This is a genomic window from bacterium, from assembly GCA_024224155.1.
GTDB lineage: Bacteria > Acidobacteriota > Thermoanaerobaculia > Multivoradales > JAHEKO01 > CALZIK01.
This window is the reverse complement of record JAAENP010000089.1, coordinates 1-21227: the sequence shown is the minus strand read 5'-3', so window position 1 is coordinate 21227 and position 21227 is coordinate 1. Positions and strand designations below refer to the sequence as shown.

The following is a 21227-nucleotide window of genomic DNA, read 5'->3' as shown; positions in this document are numbered from 1 at the left end:
TCGAGCCGGAGGCACGCTCGCCGCCCGACTGGTCAGCATAGCCGGCGACCAGGCGCCAGGCTCTCCGCGTCCACTCGGTGTCGATCTCGTAGAGCAGGAAGTCGTCGTCGACATCCTCGGCGAACCGGAAGTGCCCTGCTTCGGCGCGCAGCGCCCAGGCGCCGGCCAGCCAGACTCCGTCAGCGCCGACGACCTCGAGCTCGGAAAACCGTGGCGTCAGAGTCACCGGCACGATTGCCGCTGCCGGATCGAGCTCGCCGACAAAGGCATCAAAATGCGGTGCGTCATCGAAGCCGCGGTAGTAGGAGACGGCCCACTCCGCGAGCACACCGCGACGGCCGAAGCGCACCCCGGTTTGAACGTTGTCGAACGTGGTGCTCGGAAACTCCGCCTCGGCGAAGTCGAGCTCGACCTCCAGCTCGGGCGGACCGGCAGCCGGGAAGATCGGGTTGGCGACGCGAACCGGCTCGACCGGCGCCCAGCGGCCACCGAGTCGAGGCAGGCGCGACGGCGTGTAGTGGGGTACTAAGGCAAGCTCTCCCTCCCAGCGCCTCTTCTCGACGTTGACCCGCACCGCCCAGGGCGACAGACGCACTTCCCGCAACGGATCGGTCCAGTCGCGCGGAGTCAGATTGTCGGTCGGGCTGATGGCATCGGTTCGGCCCCAGGTTAGCGGCTGCTTGCCGATCTCGACCTTGACCGTCCCCAAATCGAAGCGCAGCGAGAGCCTCTCGAAGCGTAGCGGCGCTCGCCTGGGACCGCGATCCTCGTCGTCGTAGAGCCGGCCGCGATCCACGTCGCCGTGAGTGTCGGCCTCGAGCACAGGGGCCACAGTCAAAAGCATGCTTGGCGACAATTGCCGCGTCACCCGGGGCGCGATCCTCAGCCAGCCCTGCTCAGAGGGCGTAGAGGGCTCGTCGTCGGAAAAAGCGTCCGCGCTGGCCTCGATCTCGGTCACGGCTTCGGCGGAGTCGGCCTCCGCGCCGGCCGGGAACAGACCGATCCACAGCAACAGAATCAACGTGGATGCAGCGCGCATCATCCCTCCGGGCTTGCGGCTAGGGCGGCGAGTGGGTCACCCGCATGGCCTCCCGCGAGAATAACTCCTCTTCCAGCTCGAGGTGATGGCGCACGTTGCGCAGCACGAGCGTGGTGCGACCGCTACGCTTCTCGTCGTCCACCGCCCACCGGTGCGCGGTGGCGATGCCCTCGACCGTTCTCACATCGGAAGCGTGGAAGGTGCGGCGGAGCTTGCCCTCGACGTAGCCCTCGACCCTGATGGTCACCAGGGGATCCCGGCGGACCCAGAAGATCTCCTTGGAGTACTGGGATTCGGTCTCCGATCTCGGACGGGCCTCGATTCGGTAGCAGGGCGCTCCTTCCAATTCGCCGTCGCCGAGCCGCCGGTATTCGTGGTCATCGACGTCCCGTGGCTCCATGTCCTCGTATGTGAAGTGCGTACCGAGGAAGCGGGTTGACTTCTCGACCCGCGCGATGCGGCGGTGCCGATCCATGGCCGGGGCATAGAACCACTGCTCGTCGGGCTTGCCCGAATGGCCGAGGGTCAGAAGGCCGACTCCACGGACCTCGGCCGGCTCGAGAAATTGCACCAGCCCGCGCGCTTCCCCACCCCACCCCAGGCGCCACTCGCGCCATGCCTTCTCGCGCACCCGTCCCTTGTCTTCGACCGTCACCAGCCCTTCGGCGTAACCGGAGTCCGTCCTCTGGCTCTCGTCGAGACGCTCCATCAGGGCGCGGCCATCAAGACGCTCGGCATCGGCCGCATCAGCCGGTGCCGGCCGGGCGAGCGACGCCGGTCCCAGAACAGCCGCCAAGACAACGATCACAAGTCCCCGAGCTCTCATTACTGCCTCCCTCATTCGTAGACCAGCGCCTCGGCCGGCGAAACCTTGAGCGCCATGCGGGCCGGATAGAGCGCCGCCGCGACGGCGACCAGCGTCAGCAGCACAATGAGACTGCCCGCGATCCCAAAGGGAAACGCGTAGGTCAGCGTCCAGCCGCTGATATTGGCCGTCAACGCGGTGCCCGAGAACCGAATCAGATAGGACCCGAGGACGTAACCCAGCAGTCCGCCGACCGCGGTGATCCCCAGCGCCTCGGCGACAACCAGACGCACCACCTGACGCCGCTCGGTCCCCAGGGCCTTGAGAATACCCAACTCGCGGCGCCGCTCGGCGACGGAGATCACCAGCGTGTTGGCCACGCCCAGCAAGGCCACGAGCAGCGCGATGGCGAGCTGCATGTAGAGAATGCCGAAGAACTGGTCAAGGATGCGGTTGATGACCGCCCTCAGGTTGGCACTGGTCAGAATGAACAGCCGGTTGGTGCTTCCGGCGAGCCGCTGGCGAATCGCGGACGCCGCGGCGGCCTTGTCGACCCCCGGCTCGAGCATCACGTCCAGGATGTCGATGGTCTCGTCACGCCAGCGCTCGACGTAGAGTCGGCGATTCAGCCAGATGGTCCCCTGATCGGAGGAGTAGTCTCTGACCACTGCGAGGACCGGAAGCGACACGGTGCCGGTCGGAGAGGGCAGCGTCAGCGTGTCTCCGACTCCGACCCCGTAGAGACGCTCGAAGTTGTCCGAGACCGCGATGCCCTCGCCGCGCTCCGACTTCTCCAGGTACTCCCGGCGATCGCCTTTGACGATCGGAGACTCGAGCCGCTGGTGGGTCAGCTCGAGCGGCAGGCTGAGCATCATCGGCCGCTTGCCCTGGTAGTCCAGCCGCACAGCTCGGTACGGCTCGACCCAGCGCACGCCCGGCACCGCGGCCACTTGGTCGGCGAACTCGGGAGGAATGCGGTAGGACTGCGAGACAAACCGCTCCGACGCCTGAATGTAGAAATCGGCGTTCAGCACCTGGTCGAGCCAGCTCTCGTACGAGTTGCGATAGGAGGAGACCATCCCCCCGAGGTTGATCACGTAACCCACGGCGAGCATCAAGGCCAGCGCCGTGGCCGAGGTTCGCTGGGGCGCTTGGATCAGCGACTCCGCCGCCAGGCGCCCCTCGACGCCGAAGACCCGCCCCAGCGCCGGGCGCATCAGACGAACGATCGGCCCGATCAGGAAGGGCGCCAGGAAGACTGCCGCGAGGTTGATCAAACCCAGCGTAACGATCGTGCCCGGAAGTCCGCGCGGCGCCAGCGCAAAGACACCAAAGGCAGCCAGCGCGGCGCAGCTGACCCCCGCCCAGAGGCGCCCTCGGCTATGCTCGGTGCCGGCACTGCGGAAGCGCCCCACCGCCAGCGCCTCCACCGGGTCGAGCCGGGCCGCCCGGCACGCTGGAAAATAGGCCGCCGCCAGGGCGCTGAGAATCCCCAGCAGAAAGCCGGTGACCAGGACCCGCGGTTCGATGACCAGTTCCGGGGCGCTGTGGGTCTGGCCGTAGGCCATCTCCGTCAGCTGGATGGTGAAGGCCGTCACGCCGCCCGCCAGTAGCAGGCCCGCACCCAGGCCCAGCAGGGTGCCCAGGCCGCCCATAATCGCCCCCTCGGCTAGAAACAGCCCTCGGATCCGGCGACGCGTGACCCCGAGGGAGCGCAGGATGCCGATCTCTCGGCGTCTCCGCGCCGCCGCCACGGCGAACACGTTGAAGATCAAAAAGACGGCAATGAAGGTCGCCTGCCACGAGCTCAAGCTCATGTTGGCACCGAAGTTCTGGATCGAGGCCTCCATCTGGGCGCTGCGCCTGGCCGGGGTCGCCACGTCGAAGCCCGTGCCCAGTGCCCCGGCGAGCCGTGCCTTGACTTCGCCGAGCTCGTTCCCCTCTTCCAGAACGACGTCGATCCTGTCGAGCTGGGTGCCGCGCGCGAACATGTACTGCGCCGCGTAGAGGTCCATCACCGCGATGTTGCCGCCGAACGCCGTCGCCGGTCCGCTGGCCTCGACCATGCCGCGCACAGTAAACGCCTGAAGACCGTGACCGGTCTCCAGGACGATCTTCTGATCCAGCTCGAGACCGTGACGCGCGGCAAACTCGGTCGTGATGCAGATCGAATCGGGCTGTGCCAAGAAGATCAGAGGATCATCCAACACATCCTGTTCGCTGAAATCCCACTCGCGAACGGAGCGGTCGCCGAGAAAGTCGATCCCCAGTACCATCAGCGCGGTCTCGCTCAGCTCGACCGGCCGGACGGTGGCCTCGACGACGGGCTGGGCCGAGGCGACGCCGGAGACCGCGCGCACGAGCTCGAGCCGATCTTCCGGCACCCCGACCTCTCCCGCCGTCACCTCGAGCTGGGTGCTGCCGGCGATGCGATTCACCGTCTGGCGCATCGAGACGCGGAGCGACATCGAGGAGAGCTCGATGGCGATGTAGACGCCGACGCCCATGGCCACGCCCGCGGCAGTCAGCAGGCTGATCACCCAGTGCCGGCGAAAGTAGGGCCAGCTCACGCCCTTGAGCAGAAACAGCGTCATCCGTGCGCAACCTCCTGGCCCGCTGCGCCCAGGCGCTCGTCGTTCTCCAAGCGGCCGTCACGCAGTTGCAGAATCCGGTGGCAGTGCGCCGCGGCGGTCGCATCGTGGGTCACCATGACCAGCGTTGAGATCAGCTCTCGATTGAGGCGCCGCAGCAGGTCCAGGATCTCTGCGCCGGTCTTCGAATCGAGATTACCGGTGGGCTCGTCGGCCAACACGACCTTGGGTTTCATGACCAGTGCGCGGGCGATCGCCACCCGCTGACACTCGCCTCCGGAGAGCTCGTCCGGAAGATGCCGAGCGCGCGGCTCGAGGCCGACGAGCCCCAGCATCTCCGAAGTGCGCGCGGTGACCTCGGGTGTCGGCCGCCGCCGCAGGCGCAGCGGTAGCGCCACGTTGTCGAAGGCCGAGAGCGTCGGCAGCAGATTGAAGAACTGGAACACGAAACCGATCTTCTCGCGCCGCACCCGTGTCAGCCCGTCATCGTCGAGACCGCCCAGGGCAACGCCGTCGATACATACCGAACCGCTGGTCGGCCGATCGAGTCCACCGATCAGGTTGAGCAGCGTCGACTTGCCGGAGCCGGACTGCCCCATCACCGCCACCATCTCTCCTCGCCCGACCGCGAACGAAACCTCGTCGAGCGCAACCACCCGGCTCTTGCCGTCGTAGATCTTGACTACCCGGTCCAGCTTGATCATGGGGAGACTCCTCCTCGCCGCGATGGGTCACGATTCCCCGCGCTCGCAGGAGCGTGGCACTTCGCTTCCCCTACTTCAGTACGCGATTTCCGGCGCGAAAACGCGCAGCGGCGGCGCGCGTTGTCCGCGAGTTTTCGTCTTCGATGTCGCGTCTATTGGTGAGGACGGCCGGGGGCCGGGGTGGCTTCCCCACCTGCATTTTGGCGTTTACACCGACTGGCCCCCCACGGAGAGTTAGGATCTACCGGTGAACTTCCGCAACGCGCTCGGTCCCCTCGATCGCAGGGGCGGCTTGATCCAGGGCGTGTATTACAAGGCGGCTCCGGACTGACCCATTCCGTTCTACTCACCGGCCGACCCGGCGTCGGCAAGACCACCGTCGTCCGCGACCTGGCACGGCGATTGGCGGCCCACCGGCTGGCGGGCTTCTACACCGAGGAGATCCGGGAGCGCGGGCGACGGGTCGGCTTTCGCGCCGTGACCTTAGGTGGTGATCGCTCAACCATCGCCCACGTCGACTTGAGCGGGGTGCCGGGAGTCGGCAAGTACGGCGTTGACGTGCCGGCGATCGATTGGCTGGCTGATACGACCCTTGGCCTGCTGCCCGACGTCGATCTCTATATCATCGACGAGATCGGCAAGATGGAATGCCTGTCCCGAAGCTTCGTCGAAGCCGTCCGCCGCCTGTTTGATACCTCCCTCTGGATCGTCGCCACGGTCGCGCGTTCCGGCTCCGGACTGATCGCCGAGGTCAAACGGCGCCCGGGCGTCATCCTCCGTGAGGTCACCCACGCCAACCGCGACGACCTGGCTCAGAAGATGGCGCCCTGGCTGGAGGACAAGCTACGAAGTCCGAGGGCGCCTTCGTGAGCGCTTGGGTTCGGCGCGGTTGACACCGATGGCATATAGTTGTATTCTACAACTATATGCCCAAACGGACGAAAAAGGACTCTGACCTTCGGATCGCCGAGCAGGCCGAGTTTCTGCTCGAGGGGCTGCGGGCACTGACCCGCACCCAGCAGATCTCGGAACGGGCAAACGTCGCCTGCGGCGGTATGACCGTAGCCCAGGCCGCAACCCTCCAGGTGCTGTACCTCGAGGGACCGATGCGGCTCGGTGTCCTCAGCAGGCGTCTCGGCATCGCGCCGAGCACCCTGACCCGTAATGTCGAGCGCATCGAGGCCCGCGGCTGGGTCGAACGGGTCTCTGACCCGAAGGACGGTCGCGCCTATCGCATGCGCCTCACCGCCGACGGCCGAACCCAGGCACGCCAGATCGAAGAGCAGAACGAGCAGTTCGCTCAACTGCTCATCGCCGAGCTACCGCTCCACCGCCGCGAACGCGTGATCGGAGGTCTGCTCGATCTGCTCGAGGCCATTGACCGCCTGGCCGGCGAGCTCTCCGACGATCAGTTCAAGCCGATCCACGAGTTTCTCGAGGCTCGAAAACCAAGCGACCGAAAGGAGAGGTCATGACCAATGCGAACGGGAACGAGGCCGAATCCACCGTACTGCGAGTCCGCGAGGAGTACTCGCGCATCGCCGAGCGCCGAGTCATCGAGGATGCCGCGACCCGGAACTCCGAGGCGGACCGCGGGTGCTCGGAACAGTTCGGCTACGACAAGAACGAGATCGAATCGCTCCCGTCCGGGGCCGACATGGGCCTTGGCTGCGGCGCGCCCGTGCCCGCGCTCGACCTCCAGCCGGGCGAGACCGTGCTCGACTTGGGATCCGGCGGCGGCATCGACGTCTTTCTCGCCGCCCGGCAAGTCGGCCCCACCGGCCGTGTGATCGGCGTCGACATGACGCCGGAGATGATCGAGCTGGCACGCGACAACGCCCGCCGGGGCGGCTACGCCAATGTCGAGTTCCGAGAGGGCCGGCTCGAGGCCCTGCCAGTCGACGACGGCTCGATCGACGCCGTCACGAGCAACTGCGTGATCAACCTCGTGCCCGACAAGCGGGCGGTCTACGCCGAGATCGCTCGCGTTCTGCGCCCGGGCGGTCGCACCGTCGTCTCCGACATCGTCCTCGAGAGACCCTTGCCCGCCACGCTGGTGCGCGAGATGGGCGACGCCAACTGCATCGTCACCGCGATCCGGCGCGATGAGTATCTGGAGATGATTCGTCAGGCCGGCTTCGCAGAGCCGGAGATCCTCCAAGACGTCGACTACCTCGCCGCCGTGGGATGGACCGACACCGACCACATGAACGACGAAACCCGCGCTCTGCTCGAGCGCACCGGCGTCTCCTACGACGAGATCCGCGGCACGGTCCACTCCCTCACTCTCCGCGCCACGAAAGCGGACTGATCGACTGGCTGGAGCTCATCGCCAGGGGTGCGACTCAACCCTTGATCACTCCGATCGGCTCGAGCCGGGCGACGATCTTCGAGATCCCGGCCGCCTCGACCACCTTCACGACCGCGGCGACGTCTTTGTAGGCCTCGGGCATTTCCTCGGCAACCGTCCTCATGCCGGCTGCCCGCACCACGACGCCGCGCTCGGTCATTTCGCCCAGGAGGTCTCGGCCCCGCGCCTCTTTCTTGGCCTTCTTCCGGCTCCAACGCCGGCCGGCGCCGTGACAGGTTGAACCGAACGTCTCGGCGAAGGCGGTCTCGGTTCCGACCAGGACGAACGAGTAACGCCCCATGTCGCCCGGGATGAGCACCGGCTGCCCCACTTTCCGGTAGGCCTCCGGGGTCTTCTCGTGCCCGGGTGGATAGGCTCGCGTCGCGCCCTTGCGATGAACGCAGATCGAGCGCCTCTTGCCTTCGATTTCGAACTCCTCGAACTTGGCGATGTTGTGGCACACGTCGTAGACCACATCGATTCGGCAAGCTCGTCCGAGCGCGCTTGCAAGCACCCGGTCGAAACTCCGCCGGACGCGATCGGTCATCACCTGCCGATTGGCGAAGGCGTAGTTCGCGGCCGCCGACATCGCGCCCAGATAGGCCTGCCCCTCGGGCGACCGGATCGGCGCACAGCAGAGCTGCCGATCCGGCAGTTCGATGCCGTAGCGGCGGCCGGCCTCGACCATGGTCTTGAGATGATCGGTGCACACCTGATGGCCGAGACCGCGCGAACCGCTGTGCAGGGTGACGGCGACCTGGCCAACTTCGAGTCCCAGCGCCTCCGCCGCTGGCTGATCGAAGACCTCGGCCACCACCTGCACTTCGCCGAAGTGGTTGCCCGAGCCGAGTGTGCCGAGCTGCGAGCGGCCGCGCTCGAGCGCCCGCGCCGATACCAGATCGGGTCGTGCATTCGAAAGCCGCCCGCCTTCCTCGAGGACCAGGAGATCCTCGGGCTGCCCGAATCCCTGCCCCACCGCCCACTCTGCGCCGTCCGCCAGAACCTGGCGCAGCTCCTTGACCGTCAGCCGCAGGTCCTTCCGCGAGGCGCCGACACCGGTCGGGATGTTGCGGTACATCTCCTCGACCACATCCTTCAAGTGCGGCGCGACCTCATCGCGCGTCAGATCGGTGCGCAGCAAGCGCACCCCGCAGTTGATGTCATAGCCCACCCCGCCCGGCGAAACCACGCCGTTGTCCGGATCCATCGCCGCCACTCCGCCGATCGGAAAACCGTAGCCCCAGTGGATGTCCGGCATGCCGAGCGAAGCGCCGACGATGCCCGGCAGGTGGGCCACGTTCGCCACCTGCTCGAGACAAGGATCGCCCAGCAGATCTTCGATCAACTCGGCGCTCGAATAGACGATCCCATCGACCCGCATGCCGCCCGACTTCGGAACGCGCCATCGGTTGGCGTCGATCCGCTCGATCGTGATGTCTCGTCCTGGCCTCATACGTCGAAGATCACGCGCGCGAAGTACCCGTCGGCGGCCGGCTCGAAGACCAGCTGGTGATAGGTCACCGCCTTGACCGGCAGCTTCAGCGGATGTTTGGCGGGATCGAACGGCTCGCCCACGACCACCCCGTCGAGGGCGACCCACCCATCCTCCTCGGGTGTCAGCCGGATCTCCGTATCCCGAGCCACGAAACCGGAGGTCTCGAAGCGATAGAGCAGCTCTTGCAGCCAATCGACCAGCAGCAAGTCGAGTCCACCGCTCCGCAGCGAAACCGGCTCCTCGTCCCTGGCCTCTACCTTCCCCAACACCGTCAGACAATCCGTCAGGGCTTCGAGAGCCAGCCGGTACACCCCGGTCCGACTCGGGGCGTGGATCTCGACGCCGGCATCGGCGGTGTGCTCCAGGAATCGATAGCCGGCCATGGGCCCCTAGATCCTCCTCTTACCAGTCTACGCCTGACGGCGCGCCGATGCTCGTCCGTAATGCGCTCCGTGCTCCTCTGACCTGCTTTGCCAGCATTCAGGCCGTGCGGTGACGGCCAGATGGTTTGAGACCGCGCCTGCTCGATCGCACCGGCGTCTCCTAAAAGGAGGCCGCTACTGGCGGCACTCCGTGCCTGAACGAGTCAGCCAGCCTCTGAGGATCGCGGCTGCGCAGCCGACACCCGGATTGACGCTCAGAGCGTCCTCCGAGCAGTTCTTCACACAGGCGCCGCACTCCATGCACAGGTCGGGCTCGAGAATCTCGACCGAGCCTTTCAACGGCCCGAAGACGGGATGCGGACACACTTTCAAGCAGAGCAGGCAGCCGTTGCATTTCGCGGCGTCGAGCGTGAGCGTCGTCACGCCCCGGATGTAGCTGAGCCCTGGTCGAACTGCGATCATGACTGCCCTATTCCCATCACCCGACAACCAGACGCCAGAGGCCGATGGCCGTCGCCACGACGATGGCTCCGAGTTGAAATGGCAGCGCCTTCTTCATCTCCCACTCGACTCCCGAGGGCGAGGTGAAAGTCGTCGCGCCGGTGAACTGCATAGCGAAAAACGAAGACGCCGCCGTTCCGAAGAGAAACAACTGAACGCTGCCGAGTAGGGGGTAGTCGCCAGGCGTCAGGGCGATCGCGGCGCCGACGGCGACCGCCCCCACCAAAGCGCCCTTGAGCGAGAAGGCGCGGCCGGGAATCCAGGGGAGCAGGATCGGCACCAGCACGCTACCGGCCAGGGCTCCTGTAAGGACCGGAAGAGCCGCTCCGAGGGCGCCGAGAGCCGATCTGCTACCGGCCAACAACAGGACTACAAGCAGTCCGGGCAGGATCCACTTGAGCGCCCCAACCACCTCGACCCCGACCAGCTCAAGCCTCTCACGCAGGCCAAACGTCACGCGCCGCATCTGCTCCGAGGCACGCATCCGATTGGCAAGGAAGGCTCTCAGATCCGCAGCGCGGATGGGGCCGTAGACAACCCGGAAGCCGCACCGGCGCTTGACCTCGTGGGCCGCGACGCCGGTCGCGCCCAGCTGTGGCACAACGAGCTTGCGGTGCGAGACAACCTCCGCCAGGTGGGTTGCGGCAATCCGATGCACGAGCTCGTCGGTGCCGAAAGTCCCCTTGCCGGCAGCACACCAGACGTTGACGCCCTGGGTTTCGAGCACCAGGATCCACCCGTCGACTCCGTCGAGCTCGGATCGCAGCGCGTCGAAGGTCAGCTTGTAGTTGGCAGTGACCAGCACCGGCGACTCCGGTCCCGGGCGGCCAATCCTGTAGAGCCCCGGCTCGACACGATAGCTCCCGCGGCCGATCGACCAGCGCACCCGCCAACGACCGAGTCGATCACGCAGCGAGAGACGTGTGTCCACGGCTGGGATCGTCGAAGTGTCCATGGCGGCTCCATCCTCTCCGTCCGGCGACGGGCTAATCCCCTCGCCACATCGTAAACCACGGATGACCGGGGCCAAGCACTTTCTTCAACCGGCCGCTACCCTGCCCGAGCCGCTCGCCGCGCCAGCCGCCTTCTCGCGGCCTCCGTGGGCGCGGCGGCGAGGACGCGCTCGCGGCCAACGTCGTCGAGCTGCCAGTGCTGGAGTAGGTCCCCCAGACACCAGGTCTGCTCGGTGGCGCTCGCAAGACTCCGGATCAGAGCCAGGGCTTCGTCGAGATCCGCTGCGGAGCGCGAGCGAATCATGGACGACACCGCACGCCGCGCGGCCCAGCCCGAGCCCAGGCTGGCGATCATCGCGGCGCGCCCGGCGGGCGACGATGCGGTCTCGCCGCTCGCCAGCCGCCGCAAGGCGCGGAGTGAGTCGACCGCCGAAAGCGTGACGGCGTCCCGGTGCCGACGGCCGGCCGGTGCTTCTTCGGATGCCGCCTCGAACGCCCCTTCTTCTTGGGCGCCCTCCGCGGGTGACTCCGCGGCTTCGTGCACGAGCTCCGGGCGGCTGATCTTTGCAGCCGGCGCGGCCGTTGCAGCCGCCGTCGCAGCCGCCCCTGCGAGTTCCAGCGAGCCCTCGGACGTCGTTCGAGTCGGCTCGGTGTCTACCGCTTCAGGGCGCTCCAGGTCGACGCCTGGCTCGGCAAGCTCGGCCCGCGCCACGGCCGGCTGCGGCGAGTCTGCTTCCTCGGGCTCGTCCACTGGGCCGAGCTGCTCCGGGATCTCCGGCGGCACCGGCGGCAGAGGCTGCTCCGGCTGAGCGGTCCGAGTGGGTCGAGCCGGTTCATCCAACTCTTCCAACAGGGTCGCCGGCAGCCAGGCAGGCGGTGGCGGCCGCCCGACGTCGGTCCCGGCTTCGGCCGCGAGCTTCTCTTCGAGCGCGTCTTCCAGGGCCCCCAGCAAGCGGCTCCGAGCTGCCGAGCTACCGCCTTGCCTGATCTCCTCGCCCAGCCTGCGCAGCTCGTTGACATCGGCGTCGCTCATTCTCTCGAAGATGGCCTGGACCCGAAGCTGGTTCTCGGAGAGCTTGTCCGGGTGCCCGAACATGCCTTCGAGGTGGCGCAAGGCCCAGCGGCTGCCGACCGCCAGCGCCACGCGCTCACGCTGCTGAGGCGAGAGCTCGCGCAAGAGAGGCCACGAGCCGACCAGCAGGCGGACCTTCTGGCCCATGCCGCGCTCGGCCTCGAGGCGCCTGATGAGGTCCTCGAGCCGCGCCTCTTGCACCTTCATGGGTCAGCCGGGGTCATTCGGCAGCCGGCCGACTCTCGCCCTCCTTAGCCGGCTTCATGTTGGCGGCCGCGGCGCCGGGCAGCGCGGCGATGCCGCGCAGGAAATCGTCGAGATCGACTCCGGCAAGCTGCTGCAGGATGGGGCCGAGCTGGCTCAACACCTGAACCACGTCCTCGGTGAGCTTTGCGGCACCGGTACCGCCGCCGCTCCCGCCGTTGCCCTGGCTGATGATCGTGGTCGCACCGGCACGCGACAGCGGCTCGGAGACCGCCGCGGCGATGTCGGGCAGCACCTTGAGCGCCTCGATCGACAGACCGGCTTCGTTGTAGAGCTTGAGCGCTTCGGCCAGCAACCGGCGGGCCTCGGCTTCGGCCTCACCCTTGGCCCGGATAGCGTCGGCCTCGGCCAGACCGACGTCTCTGCGTTCGGCCGCTTCCGCCTGGGCGCGCGCGATGCCCTCGGCCTTGACGGCTTCGGCCGCCTCCTCGCGCCGCCGCCGGTCGGCCGCCGCGCTCTGCTCGATGTTGTAGCGATCGGCGTCGGCCTTCTCGCGCACGAGGGCGTTGAGCTCGAGCTTCTGGCGCTCGACCTCCTTTTCCGCGATGCGGATGTTCTGCAGCTTGATCTCCATCTCGCCGCTCTTGACCGCTTGCGCGTCGGCGACGTCGACCTCTTTCCTGATCGCGGCCTTCTTCAGTGACAGTCCCTTGTCGGCCTCGGCGATACCGGTGTCAACCTCGAGGCGCTTTTCTTCCTTCTTCTGGCGAGCCGCTTCCTCCTCCAGAGCCGCGTCGCGATCGGCGTTGGCGGTGGCGATCCGCGCCATCTTGAGCGCTTCCTGGATCTTGGGCTGGCCCAGCGCGTCGAGGTAGCCCTGCTCGTCCTGGATCTCCTGGAAGACGAACGACTTGAACTCGAAGCCCATGGCGTCGAGATCACGGTGGGCCTCCTCGCGCACCTTGTCCTGGAACGACCTCTGGTCGCGATAAAGCGTCTCGACGGTGAGCGTGCCGACGATGCCCCGCAGATGGCCGGCGACGGTTTCCTGAATCGTCGCTTGGACCTGTTCGGTGGGTACGCCCAGGAAGGAGCCGGCGGCCTGGTTGATCGCCGCCGGCGTCGGCCTCACTTTGACCTGGGCGACCGCCTTGACGTTGATCGGGATGCCCTGCTCGGTGTAGACATGCGGCAGATTGATCTCGAGCGTCATCATCTTGAGCGACAGTCGCTCGAAGGCCTCCCAACCCGGCCAGATGAAGGTACCGCCGCCGCGCACGATGCGGTAGCCCACGCTTTCGCCTTCGGCTCCAACGACCGCGCTGCGGCCGAACAGCTTCTTGCGGCCGAAGACGATCAAGGCCTCGTCGGGACCGGCCTTCTTGTAGCGCGTCTTGAGAAGCAGATATACGAATACCAGGGCGAAGAACAGGATCAGAAGGATGCCGCCGGTGCTCACTAGACCCATCAGATCGCTCATCAACTCACCTCCGTTGCTTTGCGCTGAATCTACACCCGGGCGCGGTGTTTGTCATGGCGCGGATCGTTGACCCTTCAGGGAAGACTTCTGACCGACAGGCTGTCAGAGTATCCTGTCACCGTAATGGCGGAGCTTCTCATCGGACACACGACCCAGGACTCGGTCCGGATCTGGGTGCGCGCGTCCGCGGAAACCCGGAGCTCGCTGTCTAGCTCCGACCGTGTGCTGGCCTTTCTGCGCGTCATTCCTGCAAGCGGCGCCGCTCCGGTCGAGGCCCGAAAGACTCTCAAGCCCAACAAGGACTTCACCGGAGTCATCGAGGTCTCTGGCCTGCAGCCCGCTGAAGAGCACACCTGTGAGCTCAGCTTCGGAGCGACAGCCAACGCCGGTCCCGGAGCGAGAGTCACTCCGACCCACCCCCAGGGTCGGTTCAAGACTTTCCCCGCGACCACCGACACCCTGGATTTCCTGCTGGGGAGCTGCAACACCCGCCATAAGCACTCCGACAGCGCCTTCCTCAGGATCGCCGAGCTCGCCCAGACAGAGAACGCCGCCTTCATGATCCATTGCGGCGATCAGATTTACTACCCACGGGCCGCCGACCCCGAGGTCGACCGTTACCGGGAGCAGTACCGCAAGACCTGGCAACGCTCACCCGTCCGGAACCTCTTCACGCGCCTGCCCCACTACATGATCCTGGACGACCACGAGATCCGGAACAACTTCCGCAATGATCGACCAGCGGTGCGCACCGAGACCGGCCTCTTCGACATGAGGACCTTCAAGCGGCGCGCGCTCAGGGTCTACCGGGAATACCAGCACAGCCACAACCCCCAGTCCCATTCAAGCAAGCTCTACTACGAGTTCTCGTCCGGCGACGTCCGCTTCTTTGTCATGGACATCCGAACCGAGCGCCGGGAGTCCACGGGAAAGATGATCAGCCCCACACAAATGACGGCGTTCTTCGACTGGCTGAGGCGCTTTCCTGGCGACCTCAAGTTTGTCGTGACGGCCGTGCCCTTTCTGGCCGAGGTGATCGAAGTCGACGCCAGAAGCCCCGGCCGAGACAAGTGGTGTGGCAAAGCCTACGAGGCCCAGCGGCAGGAGATTCTCCAGTTCCTCTGCGACGAGACCGGTCTTCGGCAGCCGGTGTTTCTCACCGGCGACATGCACAACTCCTACCACGCCACCATGAGACTGAACCGGGGATCGGAGAGCTTTCGGCTCCACGAGCTCATGTCGAGCCCGATCAACCAGAAGACCACCAGCCTGGGGCAGCGCGCCCGCTACATCCTGAACTCGCCGGTCGCCACGCCGTTCGGTTGGAACCGGGTCGTCAAGCTGGTCAGCAACAGTCAGGGCGAGCAGTACTTCGACGGCCCCAATATCATGCACATCCGAGTCAAGGATCCGTGGGTCCGGTTCTGGATCTATCCGACCCGCGAGGGAACCGGGAACGCACCGGTCAGTCGGGGCGCCTTTCAACCCTAGCCATGAGATGAACCCGCACCTGATCGCCTTCTATTTCGCCTGGCACCAGACGCCGGCCGAAAACGGCCGCTGGTACAAGTGGCAAAGCAACGACCACAAGCCCGCCAACGACGACATCTCGAGCTTCCTCTACCCGCGCCTGGGGGTCTACAGCAACAGGGATCCGGTGGTCCTGCGCCGGCACATGAAGTGGATGAAGCGCGCCAACATCGGTGTTGCGGCCGTGTCCTGGTGGGGACGTGATCACACCAGCGACGTCGACGCGCGCATGCCGGACATCCTGGACGCCGCGGCGCGGGAAGGCCTCCAGGTCACCATCATGCGCGACGATCGCTGGCAGGATCCCGACGAGTTCGAGCAGGACGTCAAGTACATCTTCGACACCTACGCCGACCACCCCGCCTTCTGGAAGATCGTCCGGCCGACCAGATACTCCCCGGACGCCGAGACCGAGCGCCCGGTCATCTTCCAGTGGAAGAGCCACTCACACCCTCCTCCGCATGAATGGCGGACGGTCTATGACCGCATCCACCGCAGCTACTACAGCTCGATCTTGCTTCCCAACGGCGCCGAGAGCCGGCCGCAGAGGATGGACGAGTTTCACTCCGACGGGCTCTTTTTGTGGGCGACCGTCGGGCGGGACCTCTCGAAGTACGCCGGATGGGTGCGGAGCATCCAGGACAACGGTGGCATCGCCTGTGTCTCGACCTCGCCCGGCTTCAACAACACCCGGCATCAACCGGATCCGGCCTTTCACAAGGTCCAGCCGCGCAATGACGGTGCGACCTACGACGAGTCGTGGTCGGCAGCCAGGAGCGCCCAACCCGATTTCATCAACGTTACGGCCTTCAACGTCTGGAACGAAAGCCTGGGGATCGAGCCGGCCAAGCCCCGTCAAATTGCCGGCTTTAGCTACGACGACTACCAGGGCGCCTATGGCAAGGTCGGCGTCGCGGCGCAGTTCGCCTACATCGACCGCACCCAAGAGCACTCGTCGGGGTGGGTTGCCCGGGAGGCTCCGTTCCTACGGATCTCCGAGGTCCGGCTCGCGCTATCAGGAGCCACCGGAGCCGGCGAGGCCCGCGTGACCTGGATGACCGATGCTGCGGCGACCAGCCGGGTCGAGTACGGGACGAGTCCCGGCTCGTATTCAGATTCGGTGGCCGAGACCGCCATGGTTCGCTCGCACGACATCCTCCTGACCGGCCTCGCCCCGAATCAAACCTACTACCTGCGCGTCGTGTCCACTCGGGACGGCTACCTCGACAGCGCCTCCCGGGAGCGACGTCTGGACACCGACGACCCGACCGAGGGCGCTCGGATCCGGGTCGTTCACGCGTTCCGCGGCATCCTCGGGCGGGAGCCCAAGCCCCAGGTCCTCACAAGATACGCCAAGAAACTGGCCGACGGCACCTGGGACGGAGCCGACCTCTGCCGGAAGCTCTTCGAAAGCCCAGAGTTCGCCAGGAAACGGGCCAACCTCACGCCCAGCGAGCTGGCGCGGGAGATCTTCCTGGGCATGCTCGAGCGGCCCCCGGCCCAGGCGGGACTCGACGACCTGGCCGGCGCCATCCGCAACGGTCGCGGCCCAGAGCGCTCAGCCGAGATTCTGGACAGTCACGAGTTCGCGGACAAGTTCCTTTGACCAAAACGGTAAGACTCCTTGTACAAACTCCGAGCGAATCTCGGTGGCCGAAGCGAGATTGTCCAGTCCGCGGCGCGAAGCTATCCCAGACTTCAGGACGAGGGCCAATCGAGGGGATCGTCGGCGGCGTCCACGAGCACCGGCTTCACTTAGGGACCACGAGGAGAGCCGAGGTTGAGGCCCAATCCGCGCGAGCGCCGTTGCCGACCACCCGAACAGGCGGGTCGGGGCCTCCACCCAACGGGGTGTTTCCAGGATCTCGAGGACCTCCTACGGTCGAGCGACGGAGGGACATATGAATTTGAAGCGAGTCGTGTATTGCGCGACGGTTCCGCTTTTGCTCGCGATTCCCCCGGCGTTTGCCGACCGCGGCGGTGCCACGATCGAGGGGCGCGTTCTGCAACTGGACGGCGCCCCCGTCGGTGGCGTCGACGTTCTTCTGGTGGAGACCGGAGCCGGCCGGATCACCGACGTTGACGGTAGCTTTGCCTTCAGCAATCTCGACACGGGCGACTATTCGCTCGAGCTGACCCTCGGGCGCAACACCCGGTCGCTGGCGCCCCTCGCCGTCACCGCGGGCGCCACCACTCGACTCGAGGAGACCGTCGACTGGGCGCTGACCTTCGGCGACGCCGTCACCGTGTTTTCCGCCTCCCGCCGGCGCGAGCGCATCTTCGAGGCGCCGGCGTCGGTGGTCTCGTTGCCGGAGCCCGAGATCGAACGCGAGGCCGCCAGCGGCCAGCTACCGAAGCTGCTCGAGTTCACGCCCGGTACCGAGATCGCCCAGGGCGGCCTCTACGAGTTCAACCTCAACGTTCGCGGTTTCAACGATCCCTTCAATCGCCGCCTGCTCACCCTGATCGACGGTCGCGACGTGTCACTACCCTCCCTCGGCTCCCAGGAGTGGCCGGCGATCTCCTTTCCTCTCGACGACCTCGCCGGCGTCGAGCTGGTCCGGGGCCCCGGATCGGCGCTCTACGGCGCCGACGCCTTCAACGGCGCCCTCAACCTCACGACCAAGGCGCCACGCTACAGCCAGGGGGGCAAGGTACGCCTGACCGCAGGCGAGCTCGACACCCGGAAGCTCGACTTGCGCTACGCCACGGGCTTGTCGGACCACTGGTACCTCAAGGCCGTGGGCGGGTACACCGAAAGCGATGACTTCTTCCGCTCCCGAGTCGCCGCCGTCGAGTACTCCGTGCCCTGCACGCAGCCGGGACAGTTCGACTGCCTGCCGCTGGAGGCCGTACCGCCAGTGCTCCAGGAGGACAAGATCTTCTACGGCAGCCTGCGCCTCGACAGAACCCTGGGCGGCGACAAGACCCTTGTTGTCGAGGCCGGCACCAGCGACTTCGAGGGTCCGGTTCAGGTGACCGAGTTCGGCCGCCTGCAGCTAACCGACGTGGTGCGCCCCTGGACGAGGGTCAACTTCAACAGTCTGCACTGGAATGTCCTCGGCTACTACACGGGGAGGGAAGGCAACGGTCAGACCTTTCTCAACATCGATTATCCCTTCTACACCGACTCCGATCGCGTCAGTCTGGAGTTGCAGGGCAACAGCTCCTTTGCGGGCGGCAGGGGCTTCGTCGTCGGCGGCGTCTCGGCGATGGAGGAGACCCTCGACTCGGCCGGCCCCAGCGGCGTTCAGACCGTGACCTTCCGCAAACGGGACGAGGATTTCCAGGCGGTCTTCGGGCAGATCGAGTACGACATCACGGACAAGCTCAAGGGCGTTTTCGCCGCGCGCTGGGACGACACCTCGCTCCATGACTCGCAGTTCTCGCCCCGGGGCTCGCTGGTCTACGCCCTGCGACCGGATCAGACCCTCCGGGCCTCCTTCAGCGAGGCCTTTCTGACCCCGAGCTACGTCAACCTCTTCCTCTATCTGCCGGTACTGCCCCCGGTGCCGTTACAGCCTCTCGAAGGCATCTGCGCCATGGGCGGTGTTGCGTGTGGGTTCGATCAGCCGGTTCAGATCCGCTCCCTCGGCAACGAGGACCTGGAAGTCGAGGAGATCCGGTCCTTCGAGCTCGGCTACAACGCGGTCATCGGCAAGCGCACCTTTCTCACCCTCGACTACTTCAACAACCAGGTCGAGAACTTCATCAGCGACTTCATCTCCTTCTTCAACCCCGGCCTGGGTGGGCGGATCCACGACAACTATCCCGCCTACCAACCCCCCGCCGCCCTGCCGCCCCCTTTGGCCGCGGCGCTGCTCGGTACACTGCAAGCCAACCTGCCGCCCGAGCTCTTCGCTATCCTCTCCACCGGTGCCGACGGCGAGCCGCTCTTCGCCCTGCTCTCGGCCATCAACTTCGGCCGCGTCGACACCCGGGGCTTCGAGCTCGCCCTCACCCACCCCCTCGCAACCACCTGGACGCTCGACCTCGGTTACGCCTACTACGACTTCGACGTCAAGGACCGCATCCCAGAGGATCCGGCCCTCCCAAACACAGCCAAGAACAAGGCCAATTTGAGCGTTACCTACGTCGGCGACCGCTTCGACGCGGCCCTCAGATACCGATGGTCGGAGAGCTTCGACTGGAGCGCGGGCTTCTACCGCTCGCGAGTGCCCTCGTACCAGGTCGCCGATCTCACCGTCAACCATCGCTTCGACGATAGCTGGAGCCTGGGTCTCGACGTCAGCAATGTCTTCGATGAATCGCACTTCGAGTTTTTCGGTGGCGACCTCCTCGAACGCCGGGCCCTGGCACACGTAACCTTCTCGTTCTAGGGGGCTGCCGGATAAGAGATCGGTTCCTGCCGACACGGCGGCCAAGCGTCGGAACTCGCTTTTGAGCCGACGGCTTGAATCGGAGAGCACGTTCATGCTTCACGTCCTGTTCTTCTGCCTCGGCTTCTGTATCGCGATCATCTACATCGATCTGGTCTTCGACGTCTCCGTCCTGCTCCACAGGACCCGCGACACCCTGCCCGCAAGCGCCCTCGCCCCCATCACGACCTACTATCGCCACGTCACCAAGAACCCCTGGCTGCTGATCTTCGTCATGACCGCCGCGCTCACCTGCATCGTCGCCGAAGTGGTCTTCGGCCTTACATCCGCCCGGGTCGGCTACGCTTCGCTGGTCATCTTCGCAGCGATCGCGGTCCTGGCGGTCGCCAGGGTCATCCCTGGCGCTCAGCGCCTCGCTTCAGGAAGAGAAGGTGTCAAAGAGCAGACCAGGCTCGCTCGGGGTCTGCTCGTCTATCACCTGGTTTTCCTTGTCCTGGTCCTTTCGCTGGCCCTTCTACAGTCGCCTTGACCGGTGGCGCAACGCCCGCCCGCTGCGACAACTACCTCAGAGGGTGGTGCGGCCGGTGCTCCCCTTTGGCAGGATCGGCAGGCAAGGAAACCGATCATGTCTCGAGCCGTCCGGGCCTCGTTGCCAGTGGTCCTCGCTCTCTTTACGGCGGGCGTCGTTCTCGGGCAGGATGTGCCCTCGGGACTCGTCGGTCCGCCGTTGCTGCAGTTCAGCTTCTCGAACCCGGGCGCGCGCAGCTTGGGTTTTGGCGGGGCCTTCGTTGCCCTGGCCGATGACGCTACGGCGGCCTTTGCCAACCCGGCCGGCCTGGTCCTGATCGCAGAGCCCGAAGTGTCGCTCGAGGGACGCTCGAGAAGCTATTCGACACCGTTCACAAACCGCGGGCGCCTCGAAAACGAGCCGAGTGGCTACGGCGTCGATGTCATAGCCGGATTGCAACAAGGGACCTCCTCGGCCGACCTCAGCGGCGTCTCCTTCGTCGCATTCGTCTATCCGAGGGGCGACGGGTCGATCGCCTTCTACCGTCACCAACTCGCCGACTTCGAATCGGGGACCCAGACGAACGGGATCTTCTCCGGCGGCACTACCTGTTGCCAGATACGGCACATCGAGGTGCGGACGCGAACCGACCTCGAGATCGTGAGCTATGGTCTGTCCGGCGCCTATCGCGTCAGCGACAAGCTGAGCTTCGGGTTGTCGCTGGTCTACTTCGATAGTGCTTCGGAGATCACCGGCGAGCCGTTTCTGCCCGACGTGGACCCTGTGTTGGGGGCCTTTGCTCCGACCTCGTATCGACCCGAGAGGCAGGCTCTCCAGACCACGATTCTCATCGACGACACCGACGTGGGCTTCACCGGCGGCTTCCTGTCGGCGCTCTCGCCCCGCTGGCGAGTGGGGGGCTTCTACCGTCAGGGGCCCGCCTTAACACTCGATGGCGAGGCCGTCGTCGGGCCGAGTGGCGACTTCTTCGGCCTCACGCCCGGGGCGCTGCTCGACCAGGCGACCTCACCGATCGCCTTTCCGGACGTCTACGGACTGGGCTTCTCTTTTCGTCCCTACGAGCGTCTGACTCTCGCTTTCGAGTGGGATCGGGTCGAGTACTCGACCATTCTCGACAGCGTCGACCAGGTCGAGTTCGGTACGGACAACGTCGTGCTCGAGGATGACGTGGAGCTCCATCTGGGCGCCGAGTACGTCTTCCTCGGCACGACGCCGGTCGCCGCATTACGGCTCGGTGTCTGGCTCGATCCC

General features: G+C 66.0%; 18 protein-coding genes. 8 read left to right on the top strand and 10 right to left on the bottom strand.

The window, feature by feature from the left end; all coding sequences use genetic code 11:
• The 4 genes from GY769_04860 to GY769_04845 all read right to left on the bottom strand — a co-directional run.
• On the bottom strand, window positions 1-1039 hold a 1039-nt coding region (locus tag GY769_04860; GenBank protein MCP4201247.1), incomplete at its 3' end, for a hypothetical protein.
• A gap of 19 nt (window positions 1040-1058) precedes the next feature.
• Window positions 1059-1865, bottom strand: coding sequence for an outer membrane lipoprotein-sorting protein (locus GY769_04855; protein MCP4201246.1), 807 nt, complete (start codon window positions 1863-1865; stop codon window positions 1059-1061).
• An 11-nt stretch (window positions 1866-1876) separates the two neighbouring features.
• Window positions 1877-4438, bottom strand: a complete 2562-nt coding sequence (locus tag GY769_04850) for an FtsX-like permease family protein (GenBank protein ID MCP4201245.1) — start codon at window positions 4436-4438, stop codon at window positions 1877-1879.
• Window positions 4435-5139, bottom strand: a complete 705-nt coding sequence (locus GY769_04845; protein ID MCP4201244.1) for an ABC transporter ATP-binding protein — start codon at window positions 5137-5139, stop codon at window positions 4435-4437. Before GY769_04845 ends, GY769_04850 begins: the two co-directional genes overlap by 4 nt.
• Before the next feature lie 180 nt (window positions 5140-5319).
• Here GY769_04845 and GY769_04840 point away from each other — a divergent pair, with 180 nt between their 5' ends.
• Genes GY769_04840 through arsM form a run of 3 tightly spaced genes read left to right on the top strand, consistent with a single transcriptional unit; the run spans window position 5320 to window position 7450 of the window.
• Entirely contained in the window at window positions 5320-6009 is a 690-nt protein-coding gene (locus GY769_04840; protein ID MCP4201243.1) for a hypothetical protein, read from the top strand.
• A gap of 56 nt (window positions 6010-6065) precedes the next feature.
• The gene (locus GY769_04835) at window positions 6066-6614 is read left to right on the top strand and encodes a winged helix-turn-helix transcriptional regulator (GenBank protein MCP4201242.1); all 549 of its coding nucleotides are present in this window, start codon (window positions 6066-6068) and stop codon (window positions 6612-6614) included.
• Window positions 6611-7450, top strand: a complete 840-nt coding sequence (gene arsM / locus GY769_04830; GenBank protein ID MCP4201241.1) for an arsenite methyltransferase — start codon at window positions 6611-6613, stop codon at window positions 7448-7450. Before GY769_04835 ends, arsM begins: the two co-directional genes overlap by 4 nt.
• Before the next feature lie 34 nt (window positions 7451-7484).
• On the opposite strand, the gene GY769_04825 is transcribed toward arsM, so the two are convergent.
• The 6 genes from GY769_04825 to GY769_04800 form a co-directional block, all read right to left on the bottom strand.
• On the bottom strand, window positions 7485-8942 hold the full coding sequence (locus GY769_04825; protein MCP4201240.1) for an RtcB family protein: 1458 nt from the start codon (window positions 8940-8942) through the stop codon (window positions 7485-7487).
• The gene (locus GY769_04820; GenBank protein MCP4201239.1) at window positions 8939-9367 is read right to left on the bottom strand and encodes an archease; all 429 of its coding nucleotides are present in this window, start codon (window positions 9365-9367) and stop codon (window positions 8939-8941) included. The genes GY769_04825 and GY769_04820 overlap by 4 nt, the downstream gene beginning before the upstream one ends.
• Before the next feature lie 174 nt (window positions 9368-9541).
• Window positions 9542-9829 carry a ferredoxin gene (locus GY769_04815; GenBank protein ID MCP4201238.1) on the bottom strand — a complete coding sequence of 96 codons (288 nt, stop codon included), beginning with the start codon at window positions 9827-9829 and terminating at the stop codon, window positions 9542-9544.
• Window positions 9830-9845: 16 nt separating this feature from the next.
• Entirely contained in the window at window positions 9846-10823 is a 978-nt protein-coding gene (locus tag GY769_04810; GenBank protein MCP4201237.1) for a hypothetical protein, read from the bottom strand.
• A gap of 95 nt (window positions 10824-10918) precedes the next feature.
• On the bottom strand, window positions 10919-12100 hold the full coding sequence (locus tag GY769_04805; protein MCP4201236.1) for a hypothetical protein: 1182 nt from the start codon (window positions 12098-12100) through the stop codon (window positions 10919-10921).
• A 13-nt stretch (window positions 12101-12113) separates the two neighbouring features.
• Entirely contained in the window at window positions 12114-13577 is a 1464-nt protein-coding gene (locus tag GY769_04800) for a hypothetical protein (protein MCP4201235.1), read from the bottom strand.
• Window positions 13578-13700: 123 nt separating this feature from the next.
• On the opposite strand from GY769_04800, the gene GY769_04795 reads away from it, so the two are divergent.
• The 5 genes from GY769_04795 to GY769_04775 form a co-directional block, all read left to right on the top strand.
• Window positions 13701-15068, top strand: coding sequence for an alkaline phosphatase family protein (locus tag GY769_04795; GenBank protein ID MCP4201234.1), 1368 nt, complete (start codon window positions 13701-13703; stop codon window positions 15066-15068).
• Between the two features lie 7 nt (window positions 15069-15075).
• Window positions 15076-16713, top strand: a complete 1638-nt coding sequence (locus GY769_04790; protein ID MCP4201233.1) for a hypothetical protein — start codon at window positions 15076-15078, stop codon at window positions 16711-16713.
• Window positions 16714-17008: 295 nt separating this feature from the next.
• A complete protein-coding gene (locus GY769_04785; protein ID MCP4201232.1) occupies window positions 17009-19447 on the top strand; it encodes a TonB-dependent receptor in 2439 nt (812 codons plus the stop codon).
• Between the two features lie 94 nt (window positions 19448-19541).
• Window positions 19542-19976 (top strand): hypothetical protein, encoded by a 435-nt coding sequence (locus GY769_04780; GenBank protein ID MCP4201231.1) that lies wholly within the window; start codon window positions 19542-19544, stop codon window positions 19974-19976.
• Between the two features lie 96 nt (window positions 19977-20072).
• Window positions 20073-21227 (top strand): hypothetical protein (locus GY769_04775; GenBank protein ID MCP4201230.1); only part of this gene is annotated, 1155 nt, incomplete at its 3' end.